The sequence below is a fragment of the Stenotrophomonas sp. TWI169 genome, assembly GCF_039674705.1.
Taxonomy (GTDB): domain Bacteria; phylum Pseudomonadota; class Gammaproteobacteria; order Xanthomonadales; family Xanthomonadaceae; genus Stenotrophomonas; species Stenotrophomonas maltophilia_P.
The window spans coordinates 70,009-86,136 of the sequence record NZ_JBDJOB010000013.1; the positions used below are offsets into that span (position 1 = coordinate 70,009).

15 protein-coding genes are annotated in these 16,128 nt (G+C 68.6%); 14 read left to right on the forward strand and 1 reads right to left on the reverse strand.

Annotated features, from left to right (window positions below; all coding sequences use genetic code 11):
• The first annotated feature begins 52 nt into the window (after nt 1–52).
• The 4 genes from ABE543_RS11705 (at nt 53) to thrC (ending at nt 6,092) form a co-directional block, all read left to right on the forward strand.
• Nucleotides 53–1,003, forward strand: a complete 951-nt coding sequence (locus ABE543_RS11705) for a DMT family transporter (protein ID WP_065182708.1) — start codon at nt 53–55, stop codon at nt 1,001–1,003.
• A gap of 357 nt (nt 1,004–1,360) precedes the next feature.
• Complete coding sequence (gene thrA, locus ABE543_RS11710; RefSeq protein WP_346475707.1) at nt 1,361–3,865, forward strand: bifunctional aspartate kinase/homoserine dehydrogenase I; 2,505 nt, start codon at nt 1,361–1,363, stop codon at nt 3,863–3,865.
• A complete protein-coding gene (locus ABE543_RS11715) occupies nt 3,862–4,776 on the forward strand; it encodes a homoserine kinase (protein WP_346475708.1) in 915 nt (304 codons plus the stop codon). Before thrA ends, ABE543_RS11715 begins: the two co-directional genes overlap by 4 nt.
• A 29-nt stretch (nt 4,777–4,805) precedes the next feature.
• Nucleotides 4,806–6,092, forward strand: a complete 1,287-nt coding sequence (thrC, locus tag ABE543_RS11720) for a threonine synthase (RefSeq protein WP_346475709.1) — start codon at nt 4,806–4,808, stop codon at nt 6,090–6,092.
• 91 nt (nt 6,093–6,183) lie between these two features.
• Here the strand turns inward: thrC and ABE543_RS11725 are convergent, their stop codons facing one another.
• The gene (locus ABE543_RS11725; protein ID WP_053516731.1) at nt 6,184–6,936 is read right to left on the reverse strand and encodes a helix-turn-helix domain-containing protein; all 753 of its coding nucleotides are present in this window, start codon (nt 6,934–6,936) and stop codon (nt 6,184–6,186) included.
• 138 nt (nt 6,937–7,074) lie between these two features.
• Here ABE543_RS11725 and hisS point away from each other — a divergent pair, with 138 nt between their 5' ends.
• The 10 genes from hisS to hisIE all read left to right on the forward strand — a co-directional run bounded on the left by hisS (nt 7,075) and on the right by hisIE (nt 16,077).
• Complete coding sequence (gene hisS / locus ABE543_RS11730) at nt 7,075–8,472, forward strand: histidine--tRNA ligase (protein ID WP_346475710.1); 1,398 nt, start codon at nt 7,075–7,077, stop codon at nt 8,470–8,472.
• Between the two features lie 170 nt (nt 8,473–8,642).
• Nucleotides 8,643–8,969, forward strand: coding sequence for a YerC/YecD family TrpR-related protein (locus tag ABE543_RS11735; RefSeq protein WP_065182704.1), 327 nt, complete (start codon nt 8,643–8,645; stop codon nt 8,967–8,969).
• A gap of 33 nt (nt 8,970–9,002) precedes the next feature.
• The gene (gene hisG, locus ABE543_RS11740) at nt 9,003–9,914 is read left to right on the forward strand and encodes an ATP phosphoribosyltransferase (RefSeq protein WP_053516728.1); all 912 of its coding nucleotides are present in this window, start codon (nt 9,003–9,005) and stop codon (nt 9,912–9,914) included.
• On the forward strand, nt 9,911–11,206 hold the full coding sequence (gene hisD, locus ABE543_RS11745) for a histidinol dehydrogenase (protein ID WP_065175580.1): 1,296 nt from the start codon (nt 9,911–9,913) through the stop codon (nt 11,204–11,206). The genes hisG and hisD overlap by 4 nt, the downstream gene beginning before the upstream one ends.
• Complete coding sequence (gene hisC / locus ABE543_RS11750) at nt 11,203–12,297, forward strand: histidinol-phosphate transaminase (protein WP_263178068.1); 1,095 nt, start codon at nt 11,203–11,205, stop codon at nt 12,295–12,297. Before hisD ends, hisC begins: the two co-directional genes overlap by 4 nt.
• Nucleotides 12,294–13,367 carry a bifunctional histidinol-phosphatase/imidazoleglycerol-phosphate dehydratase HisB gene (gene hisB / locus ABE543_RS11755; protein WP_111186555.1) on the forward strand — a complete coding sequence of 358 codons (1,074 nt, stop codon included), beginning with the start codon at nt 12,294–12,296 and terminating at the stop codon, nt 13,365–13,367. Before hisC ends, hisB begins: the two co-directional genes overlap by 4 nt.
• Nucleotides 13,364–13,966 (forward strand): imidazole glycerol phosphate synthase subunit HisH, encoded by a 603-nt coding sequence (gene hisH, locus ABE543_RS11760; RefSeq protein WP_346475711.1) that lies wholly within the window; start codon nt 13,364–13,366, stop codon nt 13,964–13,966. Before hisB ends, hisH begins: the two co-directional genes overlap by 4 nt.
• A complete protein-coding gene (gene hisA, locus ABE543_RS11765) occupies nt 13,963–14,697 on the forward strand; it encodes a 1-(5-phosphoribosyl)-5-[(5-phosphoribosylamino)methylideneamino]imidazole-4-carboxamide isomerase (protein WP_053516723.1) in 735 nt (244 codons plus the stop codon). The genes hisH and hisA overlap by 4 nt, the downstream gene beginning before the upstream one ends.
• Entirely contained in the window at nt 14,691–15,467 is a 777-nt protein-coding gene (gene hisF, locus ABE543_RS11770; protein WP_053516721.1) for an imidazole glycerol phosphate synthase subunit HisF, read from the forward strand. Before hisA ends, hisF begins: the two co-directional genes overlap by 7 nt.
• A complete protein-coding gene (hisIE, locus tag ABE543_RS11775) occupies nt 15,457–16,077 on the forward strand; it encodes a bifunctional phosphoribosyl-AMP cyclohydrolase/phosphoribosyl-ATP diphosphatase HisIE (RefSeq protein ID WP_053516720.1) in 621 nt (206 codons plus the stop codon). The genes hisF and hisIE overlap by 11 nt, the downstream gene beginning before the upstream one ends.
• Nucleotides 16,078–16,128 lie beyond the last annotated feature (51 nt).

Below are 16,128 nucleotides of genomic sequence, written 5' to 3' on the forward strand. Positions count from 1 at the left end.
CGTCCGGTGGGCGGCTACACTGCGCGGCCTCTTCTCCCCCGAAGAATCCGCAATGCGCAACAATCCGATGGTCCTGGGCATCGCCAATGGCGTAGCCGCGGGCGCGCTGTGGGGCGTGGTGTTCCTGGCCCCCGCCGTGCTGCACACGTTCAATGCCCTGCAGCTGTCTGCCGGCCGTTATCTGGTCTATGGCCTCATCGCCGTGATCCTGCTGCTGCCGCGCTGGATGCGGCTGGCGCCGAGGCTGGGGCGCGCAGAATGGTACGGCCTGCTGTGGCTGAGCCTGGCGGGCAACCTGGTGTACTTCCTGCTGCTGGCCACGGCCGTGCAGTGGGCCGGTGGCGCTGCGGCCTCGCTGATCGTCGGCCTGATTCCGGTCGTGGTGACCCTGGTGGGCGTGCGCGAGCAGGGGGCGGTTCCCCTGAAGCAGCTGTTGCCCGCCTTGGCGCTGTGCGTGCTCGGCGTGGCCCTGGTCGGGTGGGAGGCGCTGATGTCCGAACACCTGGCGACGCCCTGGCGGCAGCGCCTGATCGGCCTGCTGTGTGCCTTCGGTGCACTGTTCTCGTGGGCGTTGTACTCGATCGGCAACAGCCGCTGGCTGGCGCGGCGCCCGGATCTGTCCAGCCATGACTGGTCGTTGCTGACGGGTGTCACCACCGGCGGGTTGTCCCTGCTGCTGGTACCGATGGCCTTCGCCGGGTCCGCCGGCAGCCATACGGCCGCACAATGGGGCGCATTCTGGGCCATCAGCGCAGGTGTCGCGGTCGTGGCGTCGATCGTGGGCAACGCATTCTGGAACCGTGCCAGCCGTCTGCTGCCGCTGACTTTGACCGGGCAGATGATCGTGTTCGAAACCCTGTTCGCGCTGCTGTACGCATTTGCCTGGCAGCAGCGCTGGCCAACCGTGCTGGAGGCACTGGCGATCGTGTTCCTGGTGGCGGGAGTGATGCTGTGCGCGCACGCTCACCGCGCGCCACGCGCGATCGCCGAACATGCCGGCTGAATGGCCATCTCAGAGTCGACGATCGCTGCTTTGTCTCAGTTGCAACCAAATGACGGCACGTTGGCAGATGATCGGCGCAGGGAGTTTTTGCGCTGCAGCACTTGACAGCAGCGGGCTGAACAGTGTTTTCTGTCCGTCATGGTCCTTGATGCCGCCACCGTCAGTCTGATTGCACCCGCTATCGCGGGGCGTCCGACTGCACCGGCCGCCATCACCACCATTACCACCACCACCGTCACCACTGCCCTGGTGCGGCCCGTCGTCTTCGTGTAACTCCCGAAAACCACGGCCCCGCACCATCCAGGTGGCGGGGAAACTCGACACCTGCATGCGACGGGGCCTCCTGCCGAGGTCTGCATGTCTTCCCACGTTCTCCCCCCTCCTGTTGCCCCGGCCGAGCTGGCCGCGCCGTCCACGGTCGTGCACAAGTTCGGCGGCACTTCGGTGGCCGACGCCGAGCGCTACCGCCATGTAGGCAGCCTGCTGCGGGCCCGCCCCGAATCGCAGCAGGTCGCCGTTGTCTCGGCCATGAAGGGCGTCACCGATGCGTTGATTGAACTGTCCCAGCTGGCGGCGCGGGGAGACGAGGGGTGGCGCGAGGCCTGGCATGCGTTGCGTGCCCGCCATCGTGGGGCCGCGGTGGCCCTGCTCGGCGAACAGGTGGGCGACACCGTGGAGTGGATCGACGCGCGTTTCGAGCAGCTGTCCGAAGTGCTGGCCGCGCTGACCGTGATCGGGGAGCTGCCGCGTGAAGTGCTCGACCGCGTGCAGGGCCTGGGCGAGGTGTTCTCCGCGCAGCTGCTGGGTACGTACCTGCGCGCATGCGGCGAGGACTGCGCCGTCCTTGATGCACGCGACGTGCTCGTGGTCGGCCACGGCGAGCTGGGCGTGGATGTGGACTGGGAAGCCAGCGCCGACCGTCTGGCGAAATGGCGCCTGCAGCATCCGCAGACGCGCGTGGTCGCCACCGGGTTCGTTGCCCGGGACCGCAACGACCGCATCACCACCCTGGGCCGCAACGGCAGTGACTACTCCGGCGCGATCTTCGCCGCGCTGTTCAATGCCGACGAGCTGCACATCTGGACCGATGTCGATGGTGTGCTGTCGGCCGACCCGCGCCTGGTGCCGGAGGCGGTGCAGCTGGAGTCGCTGAGCTACGACGAAGCCTGTGAGCTGGCGTACTTCGGCGCGAAAGTGGTGCACCCGCAGACGATGTCGCCGGCGATCCGGCTCGGGCTGCCGATCTTCATCCGCAACACCTTCCAGCCGACCCATCCGGGTACGCGCATCAGCGCCGAGCGCTCGCCGCGCGGACCGGTGAAGGGGCTCACGCTGAGTCCCGACCTGGCCCTGCTGAATCTCGAGGGGACTGGCCTGATCGGTGTGCCCGGCACCGCCGAGCGCGTATTCGCAGCGTTGCGCCAGGCGCAGGTGTCGGTGGTGATGATCTCGCAGGGTTCTTCGGAGCACTCGATCTGCTGCGTGGTGCGGGCTGCCGAAGCGGGCCGTGGCCGCGGAGCATTGCTGCAGGCCTTTGCCCATGAACTGTCGGTCGGCCAGGTGCAGCGCGTGCAGGTCCACGAAGGGGTCAGCGTGCTGGCGGCGGTGGGCGATGGCATGGCGGGCCAGCCAGGTGTGGCTGCGCGCCTGTTCGAGGCGCTCGGCCGGGCGCAGGTCAATATCCTGGCGATCGCCCAGGGTTCCTCCGAGCGCAACATCTCGGTGGCCGTGGACAGCGCTGACGCGACGCGCGCGCTGCGCGCCGCCCACGCCGGATTCTGGTTGTCGCCGCAGACGTTCGCGGTGGGCGTGATCGGGCCGGGCAACGTCGGTGCCGCGCTGCTGGATCAGTTGCTGGCGGCGCGCCCGCAGCTGCTGGCCAAGGCCAATGTCGATCTGCGCCTGCGTGCACTGGCATCGCGTTCGCGGATGCGGCTGGAGGCCGATGGTCTGCATGCCGACTGGCGGCAGGCGCTGCAGGCGGGCGGTGAGGCCAGCGATCTCGACCGCTTCACTGAGCACCTGCTGGCCGCGCACCTGCCGCATGCGGTGGTGATCGACTGCAGTGGCAGCAGCGAGGTCGCCGAGCGCTATGCCGATTGGCTGGCCGCGGGCATCCATGTGGTCACCCCGAACAAACAGGCAGGCGCCGGCCCGCTGTCGCGCTACCAGCGGATCCGTGCGGCGGCGGCTGCCAGCGGCGCGCGCTTCCGCTATGAGGCGACGGTGGGCGCCGGCCTGCCGGTGATCACCACGCTGCGCGACCTGGTCGATACCGGCGACGAGGTGCTGGCCATCGAAGGCATTTTCTCGGGCACGCTGGCCTGGCTGTTCAACCGCTTCGACGGCAGCCAGCCGTTCTCCTCGCTGGTGGCGCAGGCGCGTTCGATGGGCTACACCGAGCCGGATCCCCGCGATGACCTGTCGGGCGTGGATGTCGCGCGCAAGCTGGTGATCCTGGCGCGCGAGGCCGGCCACGCACTCAGTCTTGAACAGGTGCAGGTGGAAAGCCTGGTGCCGGCGCTGCTTCGCGAAGGCAGCGTCGAGGACTTCATGGCCCGCCTGGGCGAGTCTGATGCATCACTGCAGCAACGCCTGCAGGACGCGCGCGAGCGCGGCGCAGTGCTGCGCTATGTGGCCAGGCTTGACGCGGACGGCGCGTCGGTGGGTCTGCACGAGCTGCCGGCGGCACACGCGTTCGCCAACCTGCGCCTGACCGACAACGTGGTGCAGTTCCGTACCCGCCGCTACTGTGAGAATCCGCTGGTGGTGCAGGGGCCCGGCGCGGGACCGGAGGTCACGGCTGCAGGCGTGTTTGCCGACCTGCTGCGGGTGGCGGCCGGTGAAGGGGCGCGCCTGTGATCGCCCGTGCATTCGCGCCGGCATCGGTGGCCAATGTGGCAGTGGGGTTCGACATTCTGGGCCATGCCATCGCCGGTATCGGCGACACGGTCAGCGTGCGCCGCATCGATGAGCCTGTGGTGCGTATCGCGGCGATCCGTGGCAGTGCGGTCGAGCTTCCACTGGAGGCAGCGGGCAACACGGCTGGCGCGGCACTGCTGTCACTGCGCGAGGGCCTGGGCCTGGGCTACGGGTTCGAGCTGGAGATCGACAAGGGCATTCCGTTCGGCTCCGGCATGGGTGGCTCAGCAGCATCCTGCGTCGCGGCACTGGTTGCAGCCAACGCGCTGCTGGATGCGCCACTGCCACGCGCCGCCCTGTATCCGCACGCGCTCGACGGCGAAGCGGTGGCCAGCGGCGGTCGCCATGGCGACAACGTCGGACCCTTGCTGGCGGGCGGGCTGGCGCTGTGCACCGCCGACAGGGTGGTGCCGGTACCGGTGCCTGCGTGCTGGCACAGCCTGCTGGTGCATCCGCATGCCGTGCTGGAAACGCGCAGGGCACGGCAGGCGCTGCAGGGCAGTTACGCGCTGCGCGAGTTTGTCGCCCAGAGCGCGAATCTGGCCCTGGTCCTGAGCGGTTGCCATCGCGGCGATGCCACGCTGGTGCGTGCCGGCTTGCGCGATGTGCTGATCGAGCCGCGCCGCGCCGGCCTGATCGCTGGATTCGAGGCAGCGCGTGACGCCGCGCTGTCGGCGGGCGCAATGGGCGCGGGTATTTCCGGTGCCGGTCCCAGCGTGTTCGCCTGGTTCGAAGATGCGGTGCAGGCGCAGGCTGCCGCAGGGCAGGTCCGCGCGGCATTTGCGGCTGCGGGCTTCGACAGTGACGCGTGGGTCTCGCCGTTGGACGCGGCGGGAGCACGACTGTGCTGACTTCTTTCCTCTCACTGGATGCCGATCCCATGCAATTCGTTTCCACCCGCGGCCAGTCGCCGGCCGTCGGCCTGAGTGCCGCCATCGCCGCCGGCCTCGCCCCCGATGGGGGGCTGTATGTGCCCAGCGCCTTGCCTGCGCCGCATCATGTGCAGCAGGGCGAGACCCTCGCCGAAACCGCCGCCGATCTGCTGGCACCCTTCTTCGACGGCGACGCGCTGCAGGAGGCGCTGCCCTCGATCTGCCGTGAGGCGTTCGATTTTCCGGTGCCGTTACGTCCGCTTGGCGGCGGCGACTACGTCCTCGAGCTGTTCCATGGTCCCACTGCGGCCTTCAAGGACATCGGTGCACGTTTCCTGGCAGGCGCGCTGTCGAGGCTGCAGGCGGGCAAGGGACGCGACCTGACGATCGTCGTTGCCACGTCCGGTGATACCGGTGCCGCCGTGGCGGCGGCCTTCCATCGCCAACCGGGCGTGCGCGTGGTGGTGCTGTATCCGGATGGCCGGGTATCGCCGCGCCAGGCGCACCAGCTCGGCTGCTTCGGCGACAACATCCAGGCGCTGCGCGTGGCGGGTTCGTTCGACGACTGCCAGGCCATGGTCAAGCAGGCGCTGGCCGATCGGGCGTTGCAGGTGGACGTGCCGCTGAGTTCGGCCAACAGCATCAGCCTGGGGCGTCTTCTGCCACAGATGAGCTATTACGCGCATGCGGCACTCGTCCATCATGGGCAGCATCGGCGCCGGCTCAATCTGGTGGTGCCGACCGGCAACCTGGGCAACGCGATGGCTGCGGTGCTCGCACGCACGCTGGGGGTTCCCATCGGCCAGATCGTGCTGGCCACCAATGCCAATGATGTGCTGCCGAAGTACTTCGAGGGCGGCGCGTATCAGCCGCAGCCCAGTGTCGCCACGGTCGCCAATGCGATGGATGTGGGCGCGCCGAGCAACTTCGAGCGCCTGCGCTGGCTGTACGACGGCGACGATGCCGAACTGCGCGCAGCCTTCCGTGCTTTCGCGGTGGATGATGTGACCATCCGCGCCACCATCGCCAGTGCGCACGCCAGCGGGGGCGAGCTGTTCTGCCCGCATACCGCGACGGCAGTGAAGGTGCTGAAGGACCTCCGCGCGGGCGGGGCGAAGGGCGACTGGGCGGTGGTGGCAACCGCGCACCCGGCCAAGTTCGAGGCGGTGGTGGAGCCATTGATCGGCGAAGCAGTGCCGGTGCCTCCGGCGCTGGCGGCGCTGCTGCAGCGTCCCGCGCATGCGGAACCGCTGGCTGCCGACTATGCGGCGCTGCGCGAGGTGCTGCTGCGCTGACGCACAGGTGCCGGGCATGGCGCGGTGTCGTCTGAAGCAAGGGGCAGGGTGGGGCGCCCGGTACCACCGGGCGCAGGTCGCGGCGCGACGCTCAACCCTGGACGTCGCCCGCCAGCTGGCGCAGCCCGTCCTCGTCGAGGATCTCCACGACGTTCAGGTGCGGCAGCGCGATCAGCGCCTGCTGACGCAGCTTGGTGAAGGTGCGGCTGACCGTCTCCATGGTCAGGCCGAGGTGGTCGGCGATGTCGCCGCGCCCCATCGGCAGCGAGACGCGCAGGCCGTCGCCGCCCAGCCGCGCCTCGCGCGCGGCCAGGCGCAGCAGGAAGTCAGCCAGCTTTTCCGCGGGCTGCAGCCGCGCCAGGGCGAGGGCCGCATCCTGCGCAGCGTCCAGCTCCTGGCAGGCGCGTTGCAGCAGCTTGCGCTCCAGGTGCGGATAACGCCCGCGCAGCGCCTTCATCTGCGGCAGCGCGACGCGGCAGACCCGGCTGTCAGCGATCGCCTCGATGTCGTAGCGGTGATGGTCGCTGCCGCTCAGGCCCAGGTAGTCGCCCGGCAGCACGAAGCCATTGATCTGGCGGCGGCCGTCGGCCAGCGTCCGCACCAGGCGCAGTGCGCCGGCGGTCAATGTATAGACATGCTGGCGCTCTTCGCCGGTGCGGGCGAGGGTGCTGCCCATCGTCACCGCCTGCGAGACGGTCACCTGTTCAAGTGCCTGCACTTCATCAGGAGACAGCGCCGAACACACCGCCAGGTGGCGGACCGAGCAGTGCAGGCAGTCCAACGTGGAGCAGGACTGCCCGGCGGTGTCGTTGTTGGCGGACGGGGCGCCGGAAGGCCGGGACATGGTGCGTGGGCGTATCGCGGGCGGGGAGGGCCTTATGATACTTCAAGCGGCTGTTCGACCCTGCGTCAGGCGGCCGCGCGCTCCAGGGCGCTAGAATGTCGCCCCCTCCCACGTCCCGTTCCAGCAGGAGTTGCTCCCGTGATCAAGCCCCGTACCCCGCCCGGCACCCTTGAGCTGCTGCCGCGCGAGCAGATTGCGTTCCAGCGCATGCTGGACGTCATCCGCCGCAACTACGAGCGCTTCGGGTTCCTGCCGGTGGAGACGCCGGTGTTCGAGCTGTCCGATGTGCTGCTGACCAAGTCCGGTGGCGAGACCGAGCGCCAGGTGTACTTCGTGCAGTCCACCGGTGCGCTGGCCAATGCCGCCGAGTCGGGTGACCGCTCGCTTCCGGAAATGGCCCTGCGCTTCGACCTGACCGTGCCGCTGGCGCGCTATGTGGCTGAGCATGAGCACGAACTGACATTCCCGTTCCGGCGCTATCAGATGCAGCGGGTGTACCGTGGTGAGCGTGCCCAGCGCGGCCGTTTCCGCGAGTTCTACCAGTGCGACATCGACGTGATCGGCAAGGACAGCCTGAGCGTGCGGTACGACGCCGAAGTGCTGGCGGTGATCCACGCGGTGTTCTCGGAGCTGCGCATCGGAGACTTCAGCATCCAGTTGAACAACCGCAAGCTGATGCGTGGCTTCTTCGAAAGCCTGGACGTGGCCGAGGGCGAGCGCCAGCTGGCGGTGCTGCGTGAAGTGGACAAGCTGGACAAGCGGGGCGCCGACTACGTGCGCGAGACGCTGGTGGGCGACGGGTTCGGCATTCCGGCCGGACAGGTCGAGAAGATCCTGGCATTCGTGGCCGTGCGTTCGCAGGGGCATGCCGATGCGCTGGCCCAGCTTTCGGCGCTGGAGGACGCTGCGGGGTCCTCGGAAACGCTGCGTGCCGGCGTGGCAGAGCTGCGCGAAGTGCTGCAGCTGGTGCAGGCGCTGGGTGTGCCGGAGAGTGCCTACTGCCTCAACTTCTCCATCGCCCGTGGCCTGGATTACTACACCGGCACCGTCTATGAGACCACGCTGACCGACCACCCGCAGATCGGTTCGATCTGCTCCGGCGGCCGCTATGAAGACCTGGCCAGCCACTACAGCAAGTCGAAGCTGCCCGGCGTCGGCATTTCGATCGGCCTGTCGCGCCTGTTCTGGCAGCTGCGTGAGGCGGGCCTGATCGACGGAATCGAGGCCAGCAGCGTGCAGGCGCTGGTGGCGCTGATGGACGAGCAGGGCATGGCGCAGTCACTGGATATCGCCCGCCGCCTGCGGGCCGGTGGCATCAACACCGAAGTGCAGATGGAGCCGAAGAAGATCGGCAAGCAGTTCCAGTACGCGGCCAAGGCGGGCATCCGCTTCGTGGCGCTCGCCGGCGAGGACGAACTGGCGCGCGGGGTGGTGGCGGTGAAGGATCTGCTCCGCGAGCAGCAGTTCGAGGTATCCCGCGAGGAGCTGGCCAGCACCCTGCAGGTGGAACTGGAACAGTCGAAGGTGATGGTGTGAACTGACATTGCCGTGCCGCCGCTCTCCCGGTGGGGCGGCGCTGACCTGGATGACGCCCGCCTCTGGCGGGCGTTTTTCGTTTCCGGAACCTGAATGCTCGGGTGGAGGCGATGGGGTGGTTTGACGCACTGCGCAAGAATGCGCTAATGTACTAGCGCGCTATTACATTGATGCAAGAGATCCGCCCCGTGAAAGCCCGCCCCGACATCGCCGCCAAAGACCCCCAGGCCGATCTGGAAGCCCTGGCCCAGGCGTTCGCGGCCCTGCGTGAGCCGGAGCAGGTCATGGCTTTCCTGCGTGACCTGTGTACTCCGGCCGAGCTGGAGGCCATGGCCGACCGCTGGAAAGTGGTGCCGCTGCTGCAGCAGGGGGTGCCATACCGCGAGATCCACGAGCGCACCGGGGTCAGCGTGACCACCACCGGGCGGGTGGCGCGCTCGCTCGAGCATGGCCATCGAGGCTATGCCGCCGCCATCGACCGTCTGGCCTCGCGCTGATCCGCGCCCCGTACCGAACTTCGAGACCTTCCCATGAGTGCAACCCAGGCAGCCCCGGCACGAGACCGGCTGCGTATCGCCATCCAGAAGAGCGGGCGGCTTGCCGAGCCCGCCCGCAACCTGCTCAGTGCCTGCGGCCTGAGTTGGCGCGAAAGCCGCGACAAGCTGTTCTGCTACGGAGAATCGTTGCCGGTGGACCTGCTGCTGGTGCGCGACGACGACATTCCTGGCCTGATTGCCGACGGTGTCTGCGACCTGGGCATCGTCGGTCGCAACGAACTGGACGAGCAGGCCGCCGCGCGTCGCCAGATCGGCCTGCCGGATGCCTATCAGGCCCTGCGGGGGCTGGGTTTCGGCCAGTGCCGGCTGATGCTGGCGGTGCCGGAGGACTGGCAATGGCAGGGGCCGGCGCAGCTGGCCGGCATGCGCATCGCCACCAGCTATCCCGCCATCCTCAAGGCATGGCTGGTTGAGCAGGGCGTGGACGCGCAGGTGGTGGAGCTGTCCGGTTCGGTTGAGATCGCCCCACGGCTGGGCACGGCCGACCTGATCTGCGATCTGGTGTCGAGCGGTGCCACCCTGCGTGCCAACCAGCTTGTGCCGGTGCACAACCTGCTGGACAGCGAGGCGGTGCTGGCCGGTGCGGTGCGCGTGCCCGATGACGCTCGAGCGGGCCTGCGCGCCATGCTGCTGCGCCGTCTCGATGGCGTGGTACAGAAGCAGGACCGCAAGCTGCTGATGTTCCGCGCCAGCGAAGACCGTGTTGATGCCCTGGCCCAGCTGCTGGCCGATGCCGGGCCGCTGGAGCGCCTGCCGGCTGACGGCGGCACGCTGCGGCTGCAGACCATGTGCCCCGGACCACTGAGCTGGCAGCGCATGGAAGAGCTTGAGCGTGCGGGCGCGCAGGGCCTGATGGTGTTGAGCGTGGAGCGGTCGCTGGCATGAATCGTCTGATCTGGTCGCAACTTGATGAGGCTGCGCGCAGCGCGGCACTGACCCGCCCGGTGCAGGCCGTGGCCCAGCAGACGCGCGATGCGGTCGCGACCCTGATCGCGCAGGTGCGCGCGCAGGGCGACGAGGCGCTGCGTGTGATCACCGCACGCTTTGACGGTGTGCAACTGCCGTCTTTTGAAGTGTCTGACGCCGAATTCGCGACTGCCGAAGCGGCGGTGCCAGGCGATCTGCGCCAGGCCATGGTGGAAGCGGCCGGGCGCATCGCGCGCTTCCACAGCGCAGGCATGGGCCAGGGCTATGCGGTGGAGACCGCGCCGGGCGTGGTCTGTGAACGCATGCTGCGGCCGATCGGCCGGGTCGGCCTGTATGTGCCGGCCGGCAGCGCACCGTTGCCGTCCACGGCGTTGATGCTGGGCGTGCCGGCGCAGCTGGCCGGGTGCCCGCAGGTGGTGCTGTGCACACCCCCGCGCGCCGACGGCAGCGCCGATCCGGCGGTGCTGGTGGCTGCCCGGCTGACCGGCGTGCAACGCGTTTTCAAGCTGGGCGGCGCGCAGGCGATCGCTGCGATGGCCTATGGCACCGCCAGCGTTCCGGCCTGCGACAAACTGTTCGGGCCCGGCAACAGCTTCGTCACCGAAGCCAAGCAGCAGGTCGCGCAGAACGGTGCAGCGGCGATCGACATGCCTGCAGGGCCGTCGGAAGTTCTGGTGATTGCCGATGCCGGTGCCAATCCGGCGTTTGTGGCTGCCGATCTGCTGTCGCAGGCCGAACACGGCCCCGATTCGCAGGTGCTGCTGCTGACCGATGATGCCGCGATGCTGGCCGCGGTCGAGGCCGAAGTGGAACGCCAGGTCGCGCTGCTGCCGCGGCAGGATATCGCCCGCCAGGCGCTTTCGGCGTCGCGCCTGATCCTGGTCGACACGCTGGCCGATGCCTTCGCGATCAGCAACCGCTACGCCCCTGAGCACCTGATCCTGGCCCTGCGCGAACCACGCGGCTGGCTTGATCGGGTGCAGGCTGCAGGCTCGGTGTTCCTGGGTGATTACACCCCCGAGGCATTGGGCGACTACTGCAGTGGTACCAACCATGTGCTGCCCACCGCAGGCGCCGCACGTGCGTACAGTGGTGTCAGCGTGGCCAGCTTCCAGAACTTCATCAGCGTGCAGAGTGCCAGCGCCGCCGGGTTGGCGGCGATCGGCGGCTGCGCGCGCACCCTTGCCAGCGCCGAAGGGCTGGACGCGCACGAGCGCGCCGTTGCCCTGCGCATGGAGGTGGCTGCATGAATGCCGGGATCGACGAGGTACTGGCGCTGGTGCGCACCGACCTGCAGGCCTTTGCAGGTTACAGCTCGGCGCGCAGTGCGGCAGTGCAGGGCGATGTCTGGCTGAACGCCAACGAATCGGCCTGGGCCAACCCCGCGGACGCCGAGGGCCGCAGCCGGCGCTATCCAGAGCCCCAGCCACAGGCGTTGCGCGATGGACTGGCTTCGCTGTACGGCGTGCAGCCGCAACAGGTGCTGGTCGGGCGTGGCAGCGATGAAGCCATCGACCTGCTGGTGCGTGCGCTGTGCGTGCCGGGGCGCGATGGTGTGCTGGTCACGCCGCCGGTGTTCGGTATGTATGCAGTCTGTGCACGGCTGCAGGGCGCGCCCCTGATCGAAGTGCCCCTGGTCGATGCCGCCGACGGCCTGCACGCCGACCTGGATGCGGTGATCGAATCGGCCAGAGCACGCAATGCGAAGCTGGTGTTTCTGTGCGCGCCCTCCAATCCGGCCGGCAGCGATATCGCCCTGGCCGACATCGAGCGTGTGGCCGAAGCCTTGCGCGGTCGGGCGCTGGTCGTGGTCGATGAAGCCTATGTCGAGTACGCGCAGCGTCCTTCGGCGACCTCCCTGCTTGCCACGCACGCCAATGTGGCAGTGCTGCGTACGCTTTCAAAGGCCCATGCGCTGGCGGCCGCACGGATCGGAACGTTGATCGCCGCAGCGGAACTGATCGCGGTGCTGCGTCGCTGCCAGGCACCGTATCCGGTGCCGACGCCGTGCGCGGAACTGGCGGTGCAGGCGCTGCAGCCGGCGGCGCTGGCACGCACACGCGAGCGCGTGGCCACCGTGATCGCCGAACGCGAGCGCCTGCGCACTGCGCTGCAGGGCCTGCCTGGCGTACGCCAGGTCCATGCGTCCGCAGGCAACTACCTGCTGGTGCGCTTTGCCGATGCCCAGGGCGCGTTCGATGCGTTGCTGGCGGCCGGCGTGGTGGTGCGCGACCAGCGTGCAGCCCCGCAGCTGGACGATGCGCTGCGGATCAGCATCGGCAGCCCCGAAGAGAATGACCGCGTGCTTGCGGCCCTGTCGGCCCGGAGGGCCGTTGCATGACCCCGATCCTGTTCATCGACCGCGACGGTACCCTCATCGAGGAACCTTCCGACTTCCAGATCGACGCCTACGAGAAGCTGCGCTTCGTGCCGCAGGTGATTCCGGCACTGCTGAAGCTGCGTGATGCCGGCTACCAGTTCGTCATCGTCACCAACCAGGATGGCCTCGGCAGCGAGGGCTATCCGCGCGCCAGCTTCGACGGACCGAACGATCTGATGCTGCAGATCTTCGAAAGCCAGGGCATCGTGTTTCGTGATGTGCTGATCGACTGCAGCTGGCCACAGGACAATGCCCCGACCCGCAAGCCCGGCATCGGCCTGATGACGACCTACCTGCAGGACCGCAGCATCGACTGGGCACGCTCGGCGATGGTCGGCGACCGCATCACCGACCTGCAGTTCGCCGACAACCTCAACATCCGTGGCTTCCAGCTGCGCACGGAGCAGTTCGGCGGTGACTGGGACTGGCCGGGCATCGCCCACGCACTGGCCGATGCGCCGCGCACGGCCGTGGTCCAGCGCAACACGAAGGAAACGAAGATACGCGTCGAGCTGGATCTGGATCGCGCCGGTGACGCCAACATCCGCACCGGGTTGCCGTTCTTCGACCACATGCTGGAACAGATCGGCAAGCACGGTGGTTTTGCGCTGGACATCCGCGCCGAGGGCGACCTGCACATCGACGAGCATCACACCATCGAGGACACAGGGCTGGCGCTGGGCCAGGCGCTGCGCGAAGCCTTGGGTGACAAGCGCGGCATCGGCCGCTACGGGTTCACCCTGCCGATGGACGAGACCCTGGCCAGCGCAGCGCTGGACTTCAGTGGCCGGCCCTATTTCGTCTTCGAGGGCGAGTTCAAGCGTGAGCGCGTTGGCGACATGCCGACCGAACTGGTGCCGCATTTCTTCCGCTCGCTGTGCGATGCAGGTGGATTGAATCTCAATCTGCAGGTGCGTGGCGACAATGACCACCACAAGGTGGAGGCCTGTTTCAAGGCGCTGGCCCGCGCGCTGCGCCCGGCGCTGGCGCGCCAGGGTACGGCGCTGCCCTCGACCAAGGGGGCCCTGTGAGCGAAGTCGCGCTGATCGATGCCGGCGGTGCCAATCTGGGTTCCGTACGCTATGCGTTGGAACGGCTGGGCGCCAGTGTGCGCCTGGTACGCGACGCAGAGGGGCTGGCGGGCGCACGGCGGGTGATCCTGCCCGGCGTCGGTGCGGCAGGGCCGGGCATGCAGCGCCTGCACGCGCAGGGACTGGTGGAGCCGTTGCGACGGATCGAGGTGCCGTTGATGGGCATCTGCCTGGGCATGCAGCTGCTGTTCGAGCGCTCGGAAGAAGCCGGCATGGAAGCGCTCGGCCTGATTCCCGGGGTGGTGCGCAAGCTGGTACCGGCGTGCGGCATCCGCGTGCCGCACATGGGCTGGAACCGCCTGCTGCCACTGCGGTCCTCGCTGCTGCTGCGCGATGTGCCTGATCGTGCAAGCGCCTACTTCGTGCACAGCTATGCGGCGCCATTGAACAGCCACACGGTGGCCGCCTGCGATCACGGCGGCCTGTTCACTGCCGTGGTGGAGCAGGGGCGCTACTTCGGTGCGCAGTTCCATCCCGAACGCTCCGGCGATACCGGATCGCTGATGTTGCGCAACTTCCTCGAGGGCACCGCTGCATGAGTTTCACCGTCTACCCCGCACTGGATATCCGCGAAGGCCGTGTGGTGCGGCTGCGGCAGGGCGATTACGCGCAGGAAACGCACTACGGCGACGATCCCCTGCCGCGCGCGCAGGCATTCGCCGCGCAGGGCGCGCGTTGGATGCACCTGGTCGATCTGGACGCAGCGCGTGCCGGTGGCTACACGCTGGCCCCGCTGCTGGCGGCGGTTCGCACGCAGACGACGTTGCAGGTGCAGACCGGCGGCGGTGTGCGTGGGCGTGATGATGTGGCGCGCATTCTCGATGCGGGCGCGAGCCGGGTGGTGGTAGGGTCGCTGGCAGTGCGCAGGCCCGATGAAGTGGTCGGCTGGCTGCAGGCGTTCGGTGCCGATCACATCACCATCGCGCTGGATGCACGCCAGGACCCTCAGGGCCAGTGGCAGTTGCCGGTGCATGGCTGGACCGAGAACGCGGGCGTGACCCTGGATGACCTTGCGCTGCGGTATGCACGGGCGGGCATGCGCCACCTGTTGTGTACCGATATCGCCCGCGACGGCATGCTGGCCGGGCCGAACATCGGCCTGTACCAGCACCTGGTGTCGCTGCTGCCGGGCGTGCAGGTGCAGGCCTCCGGTGGCATCCGCGATGTGGCCGACGTGGCCGATGCGCGTGCTGCCGGCTGTGGCGGCGCCATCCTTGGCAAGGCGCTGCTGGAACAGCGCATGGACCTGGCGGAGGCGCTGGCATGCTGAGTCGCCGCATCATTCCCTGCCTGGACGTGCGCGAAGGACGGGTGGTCAAGGGGGTGCGCTTCCGTGACCACGTGGACATGGGGGATATCGCCGAGCTGGCGCAGCGTTACCGCGACCAGGGGGCCGATGAGCTGGTGTTCTACGACATCGGCGCCAGCCCCGAGGCGCGTTCGGTCGATGTGGCCTGGGTCGAGCGCATCGCACGGCTGATCGATATCCCGTTCTGCGTAGCCGGTGGCATCGACAGCGTGGAAACCGCACGGCGGGTGCTGTTTGCCGGTGCCGACAAGATCTCGATCAATTCGCCGGCACTGGGCCGTCCCGCACTGATCGACGAGCTGGCTGCCGAGTTCGGCGTGCAGTGCGTGGTGGTCGGCGTCGACTCGGTGCGCGAGGCCGATGGCGAATGGCGGGTGCGCCGCTTCAGCGGCGACCCGGACAAGACCCGAGCGGTACCCATACGGACGCTGGATTGGATCGTCGAGGCACAGCGCCGCGGCGCAGGCGAGATCGTGCTGAACTGCATGGACAGCGATGGGGTGCGCCGCGGCTACGATGTGGCCCAGCTGCAGCAGGCGCGTGCGTTGTGCCAGGTGCCGCTGATCGCGTCCGGCGGTGCGGGCACGATGGAGCATTTCGCCGAGGCCTTCGACCGCGCCGACGTGGATGGTGCGCTGGCCGCCAGCGTGTTCCACAGCGGCGCCATCGCCATTGCAGACCTGAAGCGCTACCTGCGCGAACAGCAGATCGAGGTACGGGATGTCTATTGAGGTGCGACCGTCGCTGGAGGCCCTGCAGGGGCTGGACTGGAGCAAGGGGGACGGCCTGCTGCCCGCGGTGGTGCAGGACGCCGATACCCTGCAGGTGCTGATGCTGGGTTACGTCAGCGCGGAGTCGCTGGCCGCGACGCTTGCCGTCGGGCACATGACCTTCTACAGCCGCAGCAGGCAGCGCCTGTGGACCAAGGGCGAGCAGTCCGGCAACGTGCTGGCGGTGCAGTCCATCAGCGTGGACTGCGATGCCGATACGCTGCTGGTGCTGGCCCGCCCGGCAGGACCGACCTGCCACACCGGTGCGGAGAGCTGCTTCGACCAGGCGCCGAAGGATTTCCTGGGCGGGCTGGGGCAACTGGTGGCCACGCGTGAAGCACAGCGTCCACCCGGCAGTTACACCACCCGCCTGTTCGAGGACGGCATCCGCCGTATCGCGCAGAAGGTGGGCGAGGAGGGCGTGGAAACCGCTCTGGCCGCAGTCGCACAGGATGACGCGGCGCTGCTGGGCGAGGCTTCGGACCTGCTGTACCACCTGCTGGTGCTGCTGCGCGCACGCGGCCTGTCGCTTGACGACGCGCGCCGGGTGCTGGAAACGCGCCATCGTTGATGGCTGCATGTGGCCTGCGGTCCGCACGCGCTTTCGGCGCCGGCGCCGGCC

What these genes read in the sequence shown, in the direction of transcription:
- hisA (WP_053516723.1), top strand. Translation starts at nt 13,963, where the DNA reads ATGAGTTTCACCGTCTACCCCGCACTGGATATCCGCGAAGGCCGTGTG.
- hisF (WP_053516721.1), top strand. Translation starts at nt 14,691, where the DNA reads ATGCTGAGTCGCCGCATCATTCCCTGCCTGGACGTGCGCGAAGGACGG.
- thrA (WP_346475707.1), top strand. Translation starts at nt 1,361, where the DNA reads ATGTCTTCCCACGTTCTCCCCCCTCCTGTTGCCCCGGCCGAGCTGGCC.
- thrC (WP_346475709.1), top strand. Translation starts at nt 4,806, where the DNA reads ATGCAATTCGTTTCCACCCGCGGCCAGTCGCCGGCCGTCGGCCTGAGT.
- hisC (WP_263178068.1), top strand. Translation starts at nt 11,203, where the DNA reads ATGAATGCCGGGATCGACGAGGTACTGGCGCTGGTGCGCACCGACCTG.
- hisB (WP_111186555.1), top strand. Translation starts at nt 12,294, where the DNA reads ATGACCCCGATCCTGTTCATCGACCGCGACGGTACCCTCATCGAGGAA.
- ABE543_RS11705 (WP_065182708.1), top strand. Translation starts at nt 53, where the DNA reads ATGCGCAACAATCCGATGGTCCTGGGCATCGCCAATGGCGTAGCCGCG.
- hisD (WP_065175580.1), top strand. Translation starts at nt 9,911, where the DNA reads ATGAATCGTCTGATCTGGTCGCAACTTGATGAGGCTGCGCGCAGCGCG.
- hisIE (WP_053516720.1), top strand. Translation starts at nt 15,457, where the DNA reads ATGTCTATTGAGGTGCGACCGTCGCTGGAGGCCCTGCAGGGGCTGGAC.
- ABE543_RS11735 (WP_065182704.1), top strand. Translation starts at nt 8,643, where the DNA reads ATGCAAGAGATCCGCCCCGTGAAAGCCCGCCCCGACATCGCCGCCAAA.
- hisG (WP_053516728.1), top strand. Translation starts at nt 9,003, where the DNA reads ATGAGTGCAACCCAGGCAGCCCCGGCACGAGACCGGCTGCGTATCGCC.
- ABE543_RS11725 (WP_053516731.1), bottom strand. Translation starts at nt 6,936, where the DNA reads ATGTCCCGGCCTTCCGGCGCCCCGTCCGCCAACAACGACACCGCCGGG.